This is a genomic window from Ancylobacter sp. TS-1 (genome assembly GCF_009223885.1).
In the GTDB taxonomy this organism is placed as follows: domain Bacteria; phylum Pseudomonadota; class Alphaproteobacteria; order Rhizobiales; family Xanthobacteraceae; genus Ancylobacter.
This window is the reverse complement of record NZ_CP045144.1, coordinates 3,860,637-3,876,994: the sequence shown is the minus strand read 5'-3', so window position 1 is coordinate 3,876,994 and position 16,358 is coordinate 3,860,637. Positions and strand designations below refer to the sequence as shown.

Genomic DNA, 16,358 nt, shown 5'->3' with positions numbered 1-16,358 from the left:
TTATCCCGTCGCGAAGAGCGCGATCACCTCGTCGAGCCGGTCGATCTCAAGATCGGCATCGCCGAAACCGCCGCCGCTCGGGCGATAGCCGACCACGAAGAGGCCGGCGGCGCGGGCGGAGAGCACGCCGGAGCGGCTGTCCTCGACGGCGACGACCCTCTCCGGGGCGAGGCCGAGGCGCCGGCAGGCGGCGAGATAGGGCTCGGGATCGGGCTTGCCGCGCGCGACGTCATCGAGGCTCAGCGAGAAGGAGAGCGCATCGGCGATGCCCAGCGCGTCGATATTGGCGTCGACCACGCTGCGGCTGGAATTGGACACGCAGGCCTGCGCGATGCCGATCTTCTCCAGCGCGCGGATCGTCGCCACCGCCTGCGGCAGGCTCACCAGCGAGTCGCGGTTCTCGACGTAGTGGGCGTTGATGCGCGCGATCCATTCCGCCTCCCGTACCTCGGCGGCGAGGCGCGGCGAAATCTGCGTCCATACATCGTGCATGTGGATGCCGCGAAAGGCCTGGTCCGGCAGGTCGGAGACATCCGAGCCCAGCGCCCGGCAGGCGGCGAGCAGGGCGCGGTGGTGCAGCGGCTCGCTGTCGACCAGCGTTCCGTCGATATCCCAGGCGACGGCGCGGAAGGCTCCGGCGATCGGGCTCATGCCGGCTCCCGCGCGGCTTCGAGCGTGCGGTAGAGGGCGCGATAGCGCGCGTAGCCGGCCGCATAGGTGTCGGCATGGGCGGGGTTGGGCTGGAGCACCTCGTCCTGCTGCACGAAGCGGGCGATACCCGCCCAGTCGGCGAGGCCGACGCCCACCGCCGCCGTCCAGGCGGCGCCGAGCGAGGAGCCGGGATGGCCCTTGAGGCGGTGGACGGGCTGGCCGAGCACATCGGCGACGATCTGCATCCACACGCGCGAATGCGAGCCGCCATCCGACACCAGCACGCGCGCGGCGGAATGGCCCATGTCGCGCAGCACCTCGACATGGTGGGCGCAGGCATAGGCATAGGCTTCCAGCAGCGCCCGCCAGAGATGGCCGATGTCGTGCGAGAGGGTGAGCCCGTCGAACACGCCGCGCGCGGCGGGATCGTGCAACGGGGTCTTCTCGCCGAGGAAATAGGGCAGCACCGTCAGCCCGTCGGCGCCAGCCGGTCGCGCGGCGGCGAGCTGGTCGAGATGCTGATGGACGCTGACGCCTTCGCGCGCAGCTTCAACCGCCTCGCCGCCGGCGAAATTGCGCACGAACCAGTTGAGCCCGGAACCGCCGGTCGACATGCAGCCATTGGGCATGAACAGGCCGGGAATCAGGTGGTAGTCGAGATACATCCGCGGATCGGGCTTCACCTGATCGGTGGCGACGAGGATGTCGATAGCGCCGCCGAATTTCAGCAATATGTCGCCCTTGCCGGTGACGCCGGCGCCCAGCGCCGAGGCGATCATGTCGGCGGCGCCGCCGATGACAGGCGTACCCTCAGTGAGTCCCGTCTCGGCCGCGCCGGCGGCGCTGACCCGGCCCATCACCTCGTGCGAGGCGGTCTTGCGCGGGATGGCGCTGCGCGCGATGCCGGCCCAGGCGACGAGTTCGTCGTCGATCTCATGGCGGGAGACGTCGACGAAGCCGGCCTCCAGCGCCCAGTTCTGCTCCACCGCCTTCTCGCCGGTGAGCCGCCAGTTCACATAGTCGTAGGAGCCGAACACCGTCTCGATGCGCGCGAAGACATCCGGCTCATGCCGGGCGATCCAGCGCAGCTTGGCGGTAACGAGTTGCTGGTTGATGCCGTTGCCAGCCTTGGCGATGAAGGACGCCTCGTCCTTCTCGGCGCGCAGCTCGGCGACCTCGGCGCCGCAGCGCCCGTCGCTCTGCTGGATGGAGGGGCGCAGCACCGCCCCCTCCGCGTCGAGCAGCACGACGGCCGGCAGCATGCCGGTGACGCCGACCGCGGCGATCCCGGCGGGGTCGATCCCCGCCGAGCCGACCAGTTCGCGCGTGATGGAGCACACATTCGCCCACCATTGCGCGGTGTCCTCCTCCGCCCATCCGGCATGGGGCGACGACAGCGTCACCGGCCGCGACGTCACCGCGACGATCTCGCCGGGCAGACGCAGCAGCAGGCCGATGGTCGAGGTCGTGCCGATGTCGAGGCCGAGAACATAGGCCATGGAGCGGAAACCCTTCTGACGTGGAGGACGGCGCGGTCAGCGGATGGAATTCACCACATCCATGAAGCGCGACACGCGGGCGGCCTCGACCGGGTTCCAGGTGTTGCCGTCGACCTTGAAATGGGTGCCGATCACCACGCCCGAGGCGACGGAGAAGATGTCGCGGATATTGTCGATGTTGACGCCGGTATTGGCGAAGATCGGCACGTCCTTGACGGTCTCGGCCACCTTGCGCAGATGCGACTGGTCCGCCGGCTGGCCGGTGATCGGGCCGGAGACCAGGATAGCGTCGGCGAGCGAGGAGAATACCGCGCTCTTGGCGCGCAGCTCGATCGGGCGCTGGTCGAGCGAGTGGGCAAACTCGGCATTGATGTTGAACAGCATCTTCATGTCGTCGCGGCCGAGATCGTGGCGCAGGCGCGCCGCCTCGGCGCAGTTGGGCTCCCACAGGCCCATGTCGGAGGCGAACAGGCCGGTGAAGATCTCGCGCACGAAGCTGGCGCCGTTGACCGCGCCGATGGCGACGGTGGCGACCGGATCCCAGAGATAGTTGACGCCGAACGGCACCTTCAGATGCGGCTTCACCGCCCGCACGATGGCACTCATCGCCGCGACCGAGGCGGGCGAGCCCTTGAAGACGTAGGGGCGGTCGTTCTCATTGCCGAACATGATGGCGTCGACGCCGCCCGCCTGCAGCTTCTCGACATCGGCCAGCACGCCCTCGATCAGCTTGTCGAGGCCGCCATCGGCATCATAGAGCGGAGCGCCCGGCAGGGCTCCGATGTGGGCCATGGCGATGACGACCTTCTTCTTGTCGCCAAAACACTCGAATACCATTCTCGCTACTCCTTGAGGGCGGTTGCGCGACGCGCGCGCGTCAGTTTCCGGAAAGGGGAGAGACGATGCGCACGTCGACCCGCGCGGCGGCGAGCGCGGCGGCAATGCGCGGGGGCGGCTCGGCATCGGTGACCAGCATGCCGATCTCGCTGAAGGCGCCGACCTGCACCAGCGACATGCGCTGGAACTTGGCGGAATCGCACAGCAGGATCTTGAGGCCCGACCGGCGCAGATAGACGCGCTTCATGTCGGTGTCCTCGAAGGAATAGTCGAAGAAGCCCTCGGCGGTGATGCCCGAGGTGCCGATGACGGCGGCGTCGAACCACAGCTTCTCGAACTGCGCGATGGCGGTGGGGCCGTGCACCGACATCTCCTCCGGCCGCACCCGCCCGCCGGCGACATAGACCTCGGGCGCGCCGCCATCGAGCAGGGTGGAGATGCGCAGGCTGTTGGTGAATATCTTGAGATGGCCGAGTTCGCGCAGATGGCCCGCCATCAGATAGGTGGTGGTGCCGACATCCATGGCGAGGGTGCGGTAGCCGGTGACGAGATTGGCGGCATAGGCGGCGATGGCGCTCTTGGCGTCGGCGCCACGGCGCAGGCGCGCGTCGAAGCGCGGCTCCTCGCTGTCCATGGCGACGCTGGCCGGCGCCTCGGAAAGCACCGCGCCGCCATGCACGCGCACGAGGCGCCCCTCGCGCTCCAGCTCGACGAGATCGCGGCGGATGGTCATGTCGGAGACGCCGAGATCGGCGGCGATGGCGGTGACGGTGATGGTGCCGGACTGGCTGAGCTGATCGAGAATGCGCGCATGGCGCACATGCGAGAGCATGCGCTGGCGCTCCTCGCCGCCGCCGGCCTCAATGCCCGTCCTGTCCGGAAATGACACGTCGTCGCTCATCTCTGCCCCTCGCCGGTTGCGCAGCCCTGCCTCACAGCCTTGTGCGCAAACCCGGCTGGCTCTGTCTAGCGCAGAAAACGAACAAGATCAAACATACATTTCCGCTTGATGTGTGATGATGTTTGGATAAAGTCGACTCCCAACAGAGGAGTTGCACAGATGCCCGCCAGCGCCGCACCGACGCCGACCTACCCCGAACTCGCGGGCCGTCGCGCCCTCGTCACCGGCGGCGCGACGGGCATCGGCCGGGCCATCGTCGGCGCGCTGGCGCGTCAGGGCGTGCGGGTGGCGATCGGCGACATCAATCTCGCGGCGGCCGAGCGCGCCGCCGGCGAGGTCGGCGAAGGGGCCGCGGCGATCGCCATCGACGTGCGCGAGCGCGCCTCGGTGGAAGCGGGCTTCCAGTCGGTGCTGGAGAAGCTCGGCGGCTGCGACCTGCTGATCGCCAATGCCGGCGTCTCCACCATGAACCCCGCGCTCGACCTCACCGACGAGGAATGGAACTTCAATTTCGACGTGAACACGCGCGGCGTGTTCCTGACGAATCAAGTCGCTGCAAGGCATTTCGTCGCCAAGGGCAAGGGCTGCATCGTCAACACTGCCTCGCTCGCCGCCAAGGTCGGCGCGCCGCTGCTGGCGCATTACTCGGCCTCGAAATTCGCCGTGCTCGGCTGGACGCAGGCGTTCGCCCGCGAGCTGGCGCCCAAGGGTATCCGCGTCAACGCCGTCTGCCCCGGCTTCGTGGCGACCAGCATGCAGACCCGCGAAGTCGAATGGGAAGCCAAGCTGCGCGGCGTCACCCCCGAGCGGGTGATCGAGGACTATATCGGCATGACCCCGCTCGGCCGCCTCGAACAGCCGGAGGACGTCGCCGACGTGGTGGCCTTCCTGTGCTCGGAGCAGGCCCGCTTCATGACCGGCCAGGGCGTCAACGTGACCGGAGGCGTCTACACGACCTGAGGCTCGACGCCGGCGGATGCCGGCGTTCGTATTTTCGCATTACGTTCGAACTTGTTTGTTTACGACCCTGCCCGCCGACACTCCCAGCTGCGCAGCGCGGGAGAGCACGGCCGGGAGCCGCAGGAAAGACCCAGGGAATATCTATGTCGTCGATCGAACTCGATCATGTCTCCAAGCTCTACGCCAACGGCGCCTATGGCGTGCGTGACGTCGACCTGCGGATCGAGGAAGGCGAGTTCGTGATCTTCCTCGGCCCCTCGGGCTGCGGCAAGTCGACCACGCTGCGCATGATCGCCGGGCTGGAGAGCATCTCGTCGGGCGATCTGCGCATCGGTGGGCGCAGCGTGAACAATGTCGCCCCGCGCGACCGCAACATCGCCGTCGTCTTCCAGTCCTACGCGCTCTACCCGCACATGAATGTGCGCGAGAACATGGGCTTCGGCCTCAAGATGCGCGGCGTGGCGCGCCCCGTCATCGACGAAAAGATCCGCGAGGCGGCCGCCCTGCTCGGCCTCACCCCCTATCTCGACCGCAAGCCGGCCGCGCTTTCCGGCGGCCAGCGCCAACGCGTGGCGCTGGGGCGCGCCATCGTGCGCGATCCGGTCGCCTTCCTGCTCGACGAGCCGCTGTCGAACCTCGACGCGCAGCTTCGCGCAGAGATGCGGCTGGAACTCGTCAAGCTGCACCGCCGGCTCGGGCGCACCATCGTCCACGTCACCCACGATCAGGTGGAGGCGATGACGATGGGCGACCGCATCTGCATCATGCGCGACGGGCGGATGATCCAGGTCGGCAAGCCGCTCGAGGTCTATGCGGACCCCGTCGACACCTTCGTCGCCCGTTTCCTCGCCACCCCGACCATGAACCTGATCCCCGCCCGGTTGGAGGGGCGCGGCGACGGGCTGGCGGTGGTCGGGCCGGGCTTCGAACTCGCCGTGCCCGCGCGCCACCGCGAGGCCTATGGCCCGCATGCCGGCCGCGACGTGATCTTCGGCCTGCGTCCGGAGGACCTGCACGAGGCGCCCCAGCCCGGCTATCAGCGCCTCGACGTCGATGTCGTCGCCATGGAGGCGCTGGGCGTCGAGAACATCCTCGTCGGCCAGGCGAGCAAAGACAAAGCCGGCACCGGCGCGCCGGTCGAGATATCGGCGCGGCTGTCGCGGCACTTCACGGCGCCGGTCGGCGCCCAGGTGCCGCTGCATCTCGACCTCACCCCCATGCACCTGTTCGACCCGCAGACGACGCGCGCCCTGCCGCGCCCGCCTCTGCGCGCGGTCGCGGCCTGAGCCCCGAGGAGGAAACGGCATGCGGCGCCTCGCTCTTCACCTCGGACTGCTTCTCGTCTGCGCCGTCATCCTCCTGCCCCTGCTCTGGGTCGTGCGCACCAGCTTCCTGCCCGAGCCGCTGTCCTACTCCTCCGACCTGCTGCCGGCCTTCACCCTCGACAACTATGTCGACCTGTTCACCAGCACCCGTTACGGGCGCTCCTATCTGAACAGCCTGATCGTGGCGACCGGCTCGGTGGTGATCGCCCTGCCCTTCGCGGCGATGACCGGCTACGCCTTCGCCCGCTTCAAGACCAGCGGCAAGGGCGGGCGCTTCGCGGTGCTCGCCACCCAGATGCTGCCGCCTGTGGCCATCGTGCTGCCGGCCTTCGCGCTGTTCCGCACCGTCGGCCTCACCAATTCGCTGACCGGCCTGATCGTCGTCTATGCCGCGCTCAACCTGCCCTTCCTGATCTGGATCCTGATGGGCTTCTTCGAAGGCATTCCGGTCGATCTCGAATGGGCGGCGCAGACCGACGGGGCGAGCGCCTGGGGCGCCTTCTGGCGGGTGGTGCTGCCGGTGTCGCTGCCGGGCATCGCGGCGGCCGGCGTGCTCGGCTTCATCCTCACCTGGAACGAGTTCCTGTTCGCGCTGGTGCTGAGCGGTCCACAGACGGCCACCGTGCCGGTGGCGCTCTCATCCTTGCAGACATCGAACGGCGTGCAGATCGCCAAGGTCTCCGCCGGCGTGGTGTTGGCCATCCTCCCGTTGGTGATCGCCTCGCGCTTCATCCAGCGATTCATCGTGCAGGGACTGACCTTCGGCAGCGTGAAGTGACGCCGCCGCCGCGCCCGATGGGTGCGAACGACCGAACGGGTGCGCCGTCGGGCGATGCCCGAACCAGAGGAACAGGAGAACGAGATGCAGTTGAAGTGTAGCCTGAAGGCGGCCCTCCTCGGCGCCACGCTGCTGGCCGCCGCCCCCGCCTATGCCCAGTCCGTCACCCTGCGCGCCCTGATGGAGGACGTGCCGGAGACCCAGATCATCGAGAAGCTGCTGCCGGAATTCGAGAAGGAGACCGGCATCAGGGTCGAGTTCGAGAAGATCGGCTATGGCGACATGCACGACAAGCTGGTCGCCCAGCTCGTCTCGCCGGAGAGCTACTACAACCTGCTCGAGGTCGACTTCCTGTGGGCCGGCGAGTTCCCCACCGCCGGCTGGCTGGAAGACCTCAACCCCTATATCGCCAAGTCCGGCTTCGACCTGAAGCCCTTCATCCCGTCCATGCTGGACCTGCTCGGCCAGACCAAGGACGCGACGCCGATCCTGCCCATGTACAATTACTCGATGGGCCTGATCTACCGCACGGACCTGCTGGAAGACGCCAAGGTCAAGGCGGCCTACAAGGCCAAGACCGGCAAGGAACTCGCTCTGCCGAAGACGCTCGCCGAATATGTCGAGCTGTCGAAGTTCTTCAAGGCGGGCGGCGGCGTGGTCGGCGCGGCCATGCAGGGCCAGCGCGGCGACCCGAACGCGATGGAATTCTCCAACTACCTGTTCTCCGCCGGCGGCGCCTATCTCGATGCCGGCCGCAAGGTGGCGCTGAACAGCCCCGAGGGCCTCACCGCGCTCAAGCTCTACGCCGACAACGTGCAGAACGGCGCGCAGCAGGGCGCCCTCTCCGCCACGCTCGACGACACGATGCGCCTGATGTGCGCCGGCGACGCCTTCAGCATGGTCACCTACTGGTGGATGCTGCCGCAGCTCGACAACAAGGAGAAGTGCCCGAAGGTCGCCGGCAAGCTGGCGCTGTCGGTGATGCCGGGCGGCCATGGCGAAAGCGGCGGTTGGGGCTGGGGCATCCCGAAGAACACCTCGGATGAATCCAAGGCCGCAGCCTGGAAGTTCATCGAATGGGTGCAGGGCAAGAAGATCTCGGTCGCCCGCGCCATGGAAGGCCACGCGCCGGTGCGCTCGGACGTCTACACCGACCCGGCGGTGCTGGCGAAGTATCCCTTCTACAAGACCGCGCTGGATGTCGTCGCCTCGGGCAAGTCGTTCCCGATCTTCGCCTATTCCGCGCAGTACGAGGACGTGCTCGGCGCCCAGCTCTCGCTGGCGGCCGGCGGACAGGCCAAGCCCGAGGACGCCCTCAAGGCGGCGGCCGACGGCCTGACCCAGCTCCTCGCCAAGTAAGGCGAGCGAGAAACGCTCACGCCCGACCCCTCAACGTGTGAGCGTCGGAGCCCCGCCTCCGGGCGGGGCTCCATCCCTTTCACCGACCGCCGGCAGGCGAACGAGACGGAACGACACGATGCGCGCGGCCCTCATGGATCGGGACTGGCGGAACGGCTGGGCCTTCGCGGCGCCGGGCCTCTTGATGCTGGCGATCGTCATGGGCTTTCCGCTGGTCTATGCGGCGGTGATCTCGGTCTCCTCGCTCACCTTGCTGCGCCCCTCCCTCACCCCGTTCGTCGGCTTCGCCAACTACGCGGCGATGATGAACGATCCCCTGTTCTGGGGCGCGCTGTGGCTGACCATCAAATATTCCCTCGTCACGGTGGCCGGCGAGTTCGTCATCGGGCTGGCGGTGGCGCTCATGATCAACCGCACCGTGACGATGAAGCCGGTCTATTTCGCCGTGCTCACCATTCCCATGGCGATGTCGCCGGTGAGCGTGGCGCTGATCTGGCGCATGCTGCTCCAGCCCAATCTCGGCATCGTCAACCACACGCTGGAAGCGGTCGGCCTGCCGCGCGTCGACTGGCTCGGCAATGCCGACCTCGCGCTGTGGACCATGGCCGGGATCGACATCTGGCAGCAGACCTCCTTCGTCGTGCTGATCCTCGCCGCCGGCCTCGCCTCGCTGCCGCGCGACCCCTATGAGGCGGCCGAGGTCGACGGGGCGTCGCCCCTCCAGCAGTTCTGGTACATCACCCTGCCGATGCTGCGGCCGGTCGCCGCCATCGCGGTCATCATCCAGCTCATCAACGAATTCCGCACCTATGACCTGCCCTACATCCTGACCAAGGGCGGACCGGGCACCTCCACCGAGGTGCTGAGCTTCTTCGCCTATCGCCGCGCCTTTCTCGGGCTGCACCTCAACGAGGGCGCGGCGGCGTCCTTCGTGCTGCTGCTGATCGTGCTGGGCCTGACCGTGCTGTTCTTCGCCACGCTGGAGCGGCGCCGCTAGCCGGCGGCGACGCCCCCCCCCGGCGGCGTTGTCAGGCATTCGCCTTGAGCACGTCGGCGAAGCGATCGAGGAAGATATCGGCATGCTCGCGGGCGAAGGCGAGCGGCGGGCGGATCTTCAGGATGTTGGCGCCCGGCCCGGTGGCGCTGATCAGCACGCGGCGCTCGCGCAGGCCGTTGACGATGCGGCTGGTGAGGGCGGCATCCGGCGCCCTGGTGGCGCGGTCCTCCACCAGTTCCAGCCCGGTGAACTGCCCCGCCCCGCGCACGTCGCCGATCGCCTCATAGCGGCCGGCGAGATCGCGCAGCCCCGCGCGCATATAGTCGCCCACCTCGCGCGCGCGCTCCGGCAGGCCCTCGCCCTCCATCACGTCGAGCACGGCGAGGCCGACCGCGCAGGCCACCGGATTGCCGCCGAAGGTGTTGAAATAGCGCGCCTTGCGGCCGAATTCCTCGACCAGATGCGGCTTCATGATGACCCCCGCCATGGGGTGGCCGTTGCCCATCGGCTTGCCGACCGTCACCATGTCGGGCACCAGCCCGTGGCGGGCGAAGCCCCAGAACTGCGGCCCGACGCGTCCGAAGCCGGGCTGCACCTCGTCGGCGATGAACAGGCCGCCCGCCTCGCGGATCGCCGCGACCGCCTCCTCGAGGAAGCCGGGCGGATCGGCGAACACGCCGTCGGAGGAGAAGATGGTGTCGACCAGCAGCGCTGCCGGCTCGATGCCCTGCGCGCGCATGTCGGCGATGGCCGCGCGCACCCCGGCGGCGAAGGCGGCGCCCACTTCGGCGGCGCCGCGATAGCCGTCCGGCGGCGCGACGAAGCGCACATGCGGGCCGGGCTGCACATAGTCGCCCAGAGAGGGCGAAAGCTCGGACACCGCGCTGGTGAGGCCGTGATAGGCGAGGCGCGTGACGATCATGCCCTGCCGGCCGGTATAGGCGCGGGTGATGCGCAGCGCGAGGTCGTTCGCCTCCGAACCGGTGCAGGTGAACATGATGTGGCCGAGCCCGGCCGGCACCTTGGCCAGCAGCCGCTCGGCATAGTCGAGGATGGTCTCGTGCAGGTAGCGCGTATGCGTGTTGAGGATCGACGCCTGCCGCGCCAGCGCCTCGACCACCCGGGGGTGGCAGTGCCCGACCGAGGCGACGTTGTTGTAGACGTCGAGATAGGCGTTGCCGGCGGGATCGTAGAGCCACACGCCCTCGCCGCGCACGATATGGACCGGCTGCTGGTAGAACAGCCGGTAGGCCGGGCCGAGCAGCTTCTCGCGGCGGCGGATCAGATCCTTCTCCGCCTCCGGCAGGGCGGCGGCAGCTTCGGGATCGAACGCATTGACCATCGACATATGGCTATTTCCCCAGGCAGGCGGCCACGAGCCGCGCGCGGGCGCGCGCGGGGCCGATGACGGCGAAGCGTTCCAGCCCGTCCCAGGCGGAAGGGCTGTTGCGCAGGATGTAGGCGCGGTTCTCGGGGTAGCGCAGCGCGCGCCAGTTGGTGATCGCGACCGTGGTCAGCATGCGCGCGGCGGTGAGATCGAACAGCAGGCTCAGCTCGGTCTCGTCGAGCGGGCGCACCCGGCAATAGGCGGCGGCGAAGTCGGCGACGCCAGCCAGCGGGTCGTCGCCGGCCGCGAGCTGGTAGCTGCAGGCGACGGCGACGTCGTTGACGAGCGCCGTCTCGACCATATCGCCGAAATCGAAGATGCCGGTCACCCGGTCGTGGTCGTGCGCGGCGACCAGCACGTTGAACGGGTTGAGGTCGTTATGGACGATCTGCCGGCGCAGGCGCGGCAGGACGGGCGCCACCTCGGCATCGAAGCGGTCGAGGAACTCGGTCGCCAGCGCGCGCCGCGCCGGGTCCTCGATATGCGCCAGCAGCGGGCGCAGCTTCGCGGCGTGCTGGATGTCCCATTGCAGGAAATGCCCGGCGGCCGGGTGGCCGAAGTCGCGCAGCGCCAGCCCCATGCGCGCCAGCGCCGCCCCCAGCTCCTGCCGCTGGCGGGCGGTGCGCTCGACCTGATAGAGCGGCACGCCGTCGAGCCAGCTCAGCGCGCGCACCACCATGCTCGTGCCGTCCTCTTCCAGCACGAAGGCGGCCTCGCCCGTGCGGGTGCGGCGCAGACAGGGAACGGGAAGCGCGGGATCGCGCGCCTCGATGTGCAGCAGCGCCCTGGTCTGGAAATCGGTGACCAGCCGGTCCTCGGCCGGGTTGGTGACCTTGATCACCAGCGCCTCGCCGGCGGGCGTGGCGAAATGGAAATTCTGGTCCCGCTCGGAGGTGAGCAGCCGCGCTTCGCCGTCGAGCCCGTACTGCTCGCGGAGAATCCGCTCGATCCGGCCGGCGGTAAGCGAGGGCGACGGCGTCGCGAGCGCATCCGCCCGCGGGGCGGTCGTCAGGACGTGGGACATCGGAAAACTCACACCTGCACGCGGGGCAACGGTCACGGCGTCGAGTTGGCGCCGCCGGCCAGGCATTCGCCGCCATCGATCACCAGCGCATGGCCGGTGATGTAGGAGGAGCGGTCGCAGACCAGGAACACCGCCGCCTCGGCGATCTCCTCCGGCCGGCCGAAGCGCCCCATCGGCACCATGCCCGACACCACCTTCTCCAGCGCCCCGCGCCCGCCAAGCTGGGCGGTGTAGGGATCGTTGAAGGCGGTATCGACCCAGCCCGGACAGATGGCGTTCACCCTTATGCCGAAGCGGGCATAGTCGAGCGCGATCTGCTTGGTCATGGTGATGACCGCCGACTTGGTGGTGATGTAGGCCAGCATGCCCTTGTCGAGGAACACGCCGGCATTCGACGCCGTGTTGAGGATGACGCCGCCGCCCTGCGCCTTCATGATCGGCATCGCCGCCCGGCAGGCGGCGAACTGGGCGTGGACGTTGATCGCCCAGGAGCGGTCGAGTTGGCCGCCGTCGATCTCCTCCAGCCCGCCGGCGACCTGGAGCCCGGCATGGTTGTGCAGGATGTCGATCCGCCCGTGCAGGGCCTGTACCTCGGCGATCAGCACCTCGATGGCGGCGGCATCGGCGACGTCGAGCGCGCGCGACTGCGCGCCGTTCCCGGCCAGTTCGGCGCTCGCGCTGGCGGCGGCGCCGTCGCGGTCGGTGGCGTAGACGAGCGCGCCCTCGCGCGCGAAGGCGATGGCCACCGCCCGGCCTATCCCTGAGCCGGCGGCGGTGACGATGGCGATGCGGTCCTTGAGGATCATGGCCGCAGGCTCCGTTCGGTGGCGGCATCGAACAGGTGGATGCCGTCGAAATCGACCGCGAAGCGGGCCGTCGTGCCGAGCGGGGGCACATGGCCGGGCGCGCAGCGGATGGTGACTTCCTGCCCGGCGACCTCGCCGACCACATAGACCTCGGCGCCGCAGGGCTCGACGACGTTGACCTGCACGTCGAAGCCGAAGCGCCCCTCATCGCCGGGCGCGTAGACAAAGGCTTCCGGCCGCAGGCCGAGCAGCACCGTCGAACCCGACGCGGCGGCGACGCCGGCCCATGAGGGGGGAAGCATCAGGGCGGTGCCAACGCCTTCCAGCGCCACCGCTCCGGCCGCCGTCAGCGTGCCGCACAGGAAGCTCATCGCCGGCGAGCCGATGAAGGAGGCGACGAACACCGAGGCCGGGCGGCGATAAAGATCGTCCGGGGTGCCGATCTGCTGGATGTCGCCCTTGTTCATGGCGACGATGCGGTCGGCGAGGGTGAGCGCCTCGATCTGGTCGTGGGTGACGTAGACGACCGTCTTCTTCTCGGCGAGGTGCATGCGCTTGATCTCGGTGCGCATGCTGGTGCGCAGCTGCGCGTCGAGATTGGAGAGCGGCTCGTCGAACAGATAGAGCGCCGGGCGGCGCACGATGGCGCGTCCCATCGCCACGCGCTGGCGCTGGCCGCCGGAAAGCTCGCGCGGCTTGCGCTCCAGCAGATGCTCGATCTTCAGCATGCGGGCCGCCTCGGCCACGCGCGCGTCGATCTCGGGCTTGGGCGTCTTGTTGAGCTTGAGGCCGAAGGACATGTTCTCGGCCGCGCTCATATGCGGGTAGAGCGCGTAGGACTGGAACACCATGGCGATGTCGCGGTCCTTGGGCGCCATCCAGGTGACGTCCCGCTCGCCGATCATGATCTGGCCGCCGGAGACCGATTCAAGGCCGGCGATCATGCGCAGAAGCGTGGTCTTGCCGCAGCCCGACGGGCCGACGAGCACCACGAACTCCCCGTCATCGATCGCGAGGTCCAGCCCGTCGAGCACGCGCACGGGCCCGAAATGCTTGGAGACCTGCCGAATTGTAACGCCTGCCAAGTCCTTGCTCCTGCTCAGTATCTCTTCACGAACAGGCCGCGGCGCGTATAGACGGCGGCGGCCTCCTCGATCAGGGCGGCGACGCGCGCGGCGCCATAGTCGCGGCGAAGCTGCGCCGCGCGGTCGAGAAGCTGCTGCGCGTCGCGGGCACGGCCCGGCCGCAGCAGCTCATAGGTGTCGAGGATCAGTTCCTGCGGCACGCGGACGAGATCGGCCGCGCGCTCGAAATTCTCCGCCAGCGTGGCGCGCCCGGCGGCGCGGGCGATGCGCGCCTGAAGCAGCAGTGCCTCCGGCGTGATGGCGATATCCTCATTGCCGACCTCGCCGGAAAGCACGGCCTCCAGCGTGAGGGCGGAAAGCGGCTTGCCCGTGGGGGTCTTCACCCGCTCGGGCGCCTTTTCCGAGACGGGATATAGGTCGAGGTCGCTGACGGGTTTCGCACTCATTGCGCAGCCTCCGGCGCACGCTTTTCGGGGTGGTAGGTGAGTTCGATGGGGTGGCCCGTCGGTTCGATGAGACCGGTCTCGATGGCGTAGAGCAGCGCCACCCGCACATGGAAGCGCGCGCCCAGCGCTTCGCCATGGGTGGGCACCACCACCGGCTCGGGCGCCTCGCCGAAGGTGTGGCGGGCGGCGTTGCGGCCGAGCGCGCGATAATGGTCGAGCCCGGCGAGGGGGGCGTTGGAAAACAGTTCGAGGTTCATGTGCGGCATGCGGTCGGCCTGGTGCAGCACCGTCGTGCCCTTGGCCTGAATGCCGATTCCGAAACCCGAGCCCGACAGCCGGGCGGCGGCGAGGCCGAGGAAGGAGGTGTCGGCGGTGTGCACCATCCGCACCAACCGCGCCGTGCCGCCGCCGTCCTCGATGCCGCCAACGAGGGCCGCCACCACGTCCGCCAGCGCATGGCCGGCCGTGGTCTGGTGCAGCTGGCGGGCAAAGGCGGGGCTGACGCCGATCACCACCTCATGCGGGTCGGCACCCTTCGCCGCCACGCCGGCGGGCACCAGCCAGTCGGCATCCCCCGCCGCATCGGCGGCGACATTCTCCGCCGCCAGCACGCGCTCGCGGGTGAGCACGTTGCGGATGCCCTGCACCTGCTGCCAGCGCTTCTGCGGCATGCGGTAGCCGGTTCCGGGGCCGCGATAGTCGTTGGGATCGTTGACGGCGCTCATCACCCGCCCGTCGCGCACCAAAGCGGAGGTCTGGAGATAGTCGCCGGAAATGCGCTGGCGCAGCATCAGCAGGAGGTTTTCCGCTTCCTCGGCGTAGCCGCGCCTGGCCAGCGCCCGCACCACGTCGAGCGCGGTGAGGCCACGCGCCTTGATGGCGGCGCTGATCGGCGTCACCTCGCCGGCGGTGTAGCTCTGCGTCTCCTCCGAGCCGGAGGCGAACACCACCGACAGCAGCCGCTCCCGCCCGACCTTGGCAAGACCGAGTTCGTCCAGCACGTCGGCCAGCGCCTCCACCGCGTGCATGCGCACGCCGAGCACCTGATCCTCGTCGACGGGGGTGAGCCCGCCATCGGTCTGGAAGTCGCGCTGGAGGACGAGATAGTCCTCGATCTCCTCACCGTTGAAGAGCGAGGGGTTGAACGAGTTGTCGTATTTCTTGATCGAGCCGAAGCCCGAGCAGATGAGGTCCGAGCCGGCCAGCAGATAGGGCGTGATCTTGGCGCCGACGCGGATCTCGGATTCGCTGGTGCGGGTGTCGTTGCCGGAGGCGCACTCCAACCCGAGCCAGACGGCGATGAGGTTCTCCGCCATCAGTTCGCGCACGCCACCCGCCATGGAGGCGGTGAGCGGGGCGCCGTCGATGCCGCCATTCTGCGTGCCCTGCACGCCCATGGCGCGCTGGAGGCACAGGCAGCGCGCTTCGAGGTAGAGCAGCGAACGCTGTTCGTGAAAGCCCATCAGGAGTTCGGCCGCCGCGCCGGAGGTGCAGCGCGCCTTGATGCCGCGCGAGGCATAGGCGGCGGTCAGCAGCGCCTTCGACCAAGGCGTGTCGTCGCCGTCGATGAAGGCGCGTTCGGTGCCGTAGACCGACACCGTCTCGGCATAGGAGGCCAGCCCGGCGAGGCCGATCTGAAGCTCCTCCGCCTCCTCGATGGAGCACTGGAACAGCACCCCTCCCCGCCCGACCGCCGCGCCCACCGTGCAGGCGAGCGCGTTGGCCCAGCCATTGGAGGCGACCCGCATCGTCGTCTCGATCTCGTCGAAGCCGAGCGCGACGGCGGTCGCGGAATCGGCGGCAAGCTGGAGCGGGTCGTCCTTGGCGTTGGTGACGTGGGCCTGATTGCCGGGGCTCTGGCGCTGGCGCATCTTCGCGTAGGCGAAAGTGATCTCAAGCGCGGACAACCGGCCCACGACCTCGGCGAGGCGCGCCGGCGTCAGACCGCGGGCGAGCGCCTCAAGTTCCTGTCGGGGCACGTTGATATCGACCAGCTTCCGGGCGATGGCGCCCGGGTCCATCGCCATCGCGACCGGGGCCATCTCCGGGTCGATGTGATGGGCGGCGATGAAGGCGTCGATGATGTCGAAATCGCCGGCGGCCTTGCCGTCCATGACGCTCACGCGCCCGCCCTCGATGGTCAGCGACGGCGCGGGATCGTATGGGCTGTGGAAGACCGAGAAGCCCGCCTCCGGGTTCTCGGCGGCGAACAGGTCCTGCCGCAGCGGGCGGGCATCCCATTCGCCGAAACGGCGCCAGCGGTTGCTGGCCGGGGCCGCGCCGTCCTTGCGTGCGTCGCTCAT

15 protein-coding genes are annotated in these 16,358 nt (G+C 68.9%); 5 read left to right on the top strand and 10 right to left on the bottom strand.

Annotated elements, in window-relative coordinates; genetic code table 11:
* From GBB76_RS18215 to GBB76_RS18200, 4 genes are read right to left on the bottom strand one after another with little or no spacing between them, the layout of a single operon-like run.
* On the bottom strand, positions 1-651 hold the full coding sequence (locus tag GBB76_RS18215; protein WP_152304618.1) for an HAD family phosphatase: 651 nt from the start codon (positions 649-651) through the stop codon (positions 1-3).
* On the bottom strand, positions 648-2,150 hold the full coding sequence (locus tag GBB76_RS18210) for an FGGY-family carbohydrate kinase (RefSeq protein WP_152304617.1): 1,503 nt from the start codon (positions 2,148-2,150) through the stop codon (positions 648-650). The genes GBB76_RS18215 and GBB76_RS18210 overlap by 4 nt, the downstream gene beginning before the upstream one ends.
* Before the next feature lie 36 nt (positions 2,151-2,186).
* Positions 2,187-2,987: a BtpA/SgcQ family protein gene (locus GBB76_RS18205; RefSeq protein ID WP_152304616.1), complete on the bottom strand. Its 801-nt coding sequence runs from the start codon at positions 2,985-2,987 to the stop codon at positions 2,187-2,189.
* A 40-nt stretch (positions 2,988-3,027) separates the two neighbouring features.
* Positions 3,028-3,888, bottom strand: a complete 861-nt coding sequence (locus GBB76_RS18200) for a DeoR/GlpR family DNA-binding transcription regulator (RefSeq protein WP_152304615.1) — start codon at positions 3,886-3,888, stop codon at positions 3,028-3,030.
* Positions 3,889-4,047: 159 nt separating this feature from the next.
* Here GBB76_RS18200 and GBB76_RS18195 point away from each other — a divergent pair, with 159 nt between their 5' ends.
* The 5 genes from GBB76_RS18195 (at position 4,048) to GBB76_RS18175 (ending at position 9,307) form a co-directional block, all read left to right on the top strand.
* Positions 4,048-4,848 carry an SDR family NAD(P)-dependent oxidoreductase gene (locus GBB76_RS18195; RefSeq protein ID WP_152304614.1) on the top strand — a complete coding sequence of 267 codons (801 nt, stop codon included), beginning with the start codon at positions 4,048-4,050 and terminating at the stop codon, positions 4,846-4,848.
* A 143-nt stretch (positions 4,849-4,991) separates the two neighbouring features.
* A complete protein-coding gene (locus GBB76_RS18190) occupies positions 4,992-6,134 on the top strand; it encodes an ABC transporter ATP-binding protein (protein WP_152304613.1) in 1,143 nt (380 codons plus the stop codon).
* Positions 6,135-6,153: 19 nt separating this feature from the next.
* Positions 6,154-6,951: a carbohydrate ABC transporter permease gene (locus GBB76_RS18185; RefSeq protein WP_152304612.1), complete on the top strand. Its 798-nt coding sequence runs from the start codon at positions 6,154-6,156 to the stop codon at positions 6,949-6,951.
* 84 nt (positions 6,952-7,035) lie between these two features.
* Positions 7,036-8,310, top strand: coding sequence for an extracellular solute-binding protein (locus tag GBB76_RS18180; RefSeq protein ID WP_152304611.1), 1,275 nt, complete (start codon positions 7,036-7,038; stop codon positions 8,308-8,310).
* Between the two features lie 118 nt (positions 8,311-8,428).
* A complete protein-coding gene (locus GBB76_RS18175) occupies positions 8,429-9,307 on the top strand; it encodes a carbohydrate ABC transporter permease (protein WP_152304610.1) in 879 nt (292 codons plus the stop codon).
* A 31-nt stretch (positions 9,308-9,338) separates the two neighbouring features.
* Here GBB76_RS18175 and GBB76_RS18170 read toward each other — a convergent pair whose 3' ends face one another.
* Genes GBB76_RS18170 through GBB76_RS18145 form a run of 6 tightly spaced genes read right to left on the bottom strand, consistent with a single transcriptional unit; the run spans position 9,339 to position 16,358 of the window.
* Positions 9,339-10,655 (bottom strand): aspartate aminotransferase family protein, encoded by a 1,317-nt coding sequence (locus tag GBB76_RS18170; RefSeq protein ID WP_152304609.1) that lies wholly within the window; start codon positions 10,653-10,655, stop codon positions 9,339-9,341.
* Between the two features lie 4 nt (positions 10,656-10,659).
* Positions 10,660-11,718, bottom strand: coding sequence for a phosphotransferase (locus GBB76_RS18165; RefSeq protein ID WP_152304608.1), 1,059 nt, complete (start codon positions 11,716-11,718; stop codon positions 10,660-10,662).
* A gap of 32 nt (positions 11,719-11,750) precedes the next feature.
* Positions 11,751-12,524 (bottom strand): SDR family NAD(P)-dependent oxidoreductase, encoded by a 774-nt coding sequence (locus GBB76_RS18160; protein ID WP_152304607.1) that lies wholly within the window; start codon positions 12,522-12,524, stop codon positions 11,751-11,753.
* Complete coding sequence (locus GBB76_RS18155; RefSeq protein WP_152304606.1) at positions 12,521-13,609, bottom strand: ABC transporter ATP-binding protein; 1,089 nt, start codon at positions 13,607-13,609, stop codon at positions 12,521-12,523. Before GBB76_RS18155 ends, GBB76_RS18160 begins: the two co-directional genes overlap by 4 nt.
* A gap of 14 nt (positions 13,610-13,623) precedes the next feature.
* A complete protein-coding gene (locus tag GBB76_RS18150; protein ID WP_152304605.1) occupies positions 13,624-14,055 on the bottom strand; it encodes a diol dehydratase small subunit in 432 nt (143 codons plus the stop codon).
* A complete protein-coding gene (locus GBB76_RS18145) occupies positions 14,052-16,358 on the bottom strand; it encodes a propanediol/glycerol family dehydratase large subunit (RefSeq protein ID WP_152304604.1) in 2,307 nt (768 codons plus the stop codon). Before GBB76_RS18145 ends, GBB76_RS18150 begins: the two co-directional genes overlap by 4 nt.

Excerpts from the sequence above, each read along its gene's own strand:
- GBB76_RS18150 (WP_152304605.1), bottom strand. The coding sequence starts at position 14,055 with ATGAGTGCGAAACCCGTCAGCGACCTCGACCTATATCCCGTCTCGGAA.
- GBB76_RS18215 (WP_152304618.1), bottom strand. The coding sequence starts at position 651 with ATGAGCCCGATCGCCGGAGCCTTCCGCGCCGTCGCCTGGGATATCGAC.
- GBB76_RS18160 (WP_152304607.1), bottom strand. The coding sequence starts at position 12,524 with ATGATCCTCAAGGACCGCATCGCCATCGTCACCGCCGCCGGCTCAGGG.
- GBB76_RS18205 (WP_152304616.1), bottom strand. The coding sequence starts at position 2,987 with ATGGTATTCGAGTGTTTTGGCGACAAGAAGAAGGTCGTCATCGCCATG.
- GBB76_RS18200 (WP_152304615.1), bottom strand. The coding sequence starts at position 3,888 with ATGAGCGACGACGTGTCATTTCCGGACAGGACGGGCATTGAGGCCGGC.
- GBB76_RS18180 (WP_152304611.1), top strand. The coding sequence starts at position 7,036 with ATGCAGTTGAAGTGTAGCCTGAAGGCGGCCCTCCTCGGCGCCACGCTG.
- GBB76_RS18165 (WP_152304608.1), bottom strand. The coding sequence starts at position 11,718 with ATGTCCCACGTCCTGACGACCGCCCCGCGGGCGGATGCGCTCGCGACG.
- GBB76_RS18170 (WP_152304609.1), bottom strand. The coding sequence starts at position 10,655 with ATGTCGATGGTCAATGCGTTCGATCCCGAAGCTGCCGCCGCCCTGCCG.
- GBB76_RS18145 (WP_152304604.1), bottom strand. The coding sequence starts at position 16,358 with ATGAGCGACGCACGCAAGGACGGCGCGGCCCCGGCCAGCAACCGCTGG.
- GBB76_RS18195 (WP_152304614.1), top strand. The coding sequence starts at position 4,048 with ATGCCCGCCAGCGCCGCACCGACGCCGACCTACCCCGAACTCGCGGGC.
- GBB76_RS18185 (WP_152304612.1), top strand. The coding sequence starts at position 6,154 with ATGCGGCGCCTCGCTCTTCACCTCGGACTGCTTCTCGTCTGCGCCGTC.
- GBB76_RS18210 (WP_152304617.1), bottom strand. The coding sequence starts at position 2,150 with ATGGCCTATGTTCTCGGCCTCGACATCGGCACGACCTCGACCATCGGC.
- GBB76_RS18190 (WP_152304613.1), top strand. The coding sequence starts at position 4,992 with ATGTCGTCGATCGAACTCGATCATGTCTCCAAGCTCTACGCCAACGGC.
- GBB76_RS18175 (WP_152304610.1), top strand. The coding sequence starts at position 8,429 with ATGCGCGCGGCCCTCATGGATCGGGACTGGCGGAACGGCTGGGCCTTC.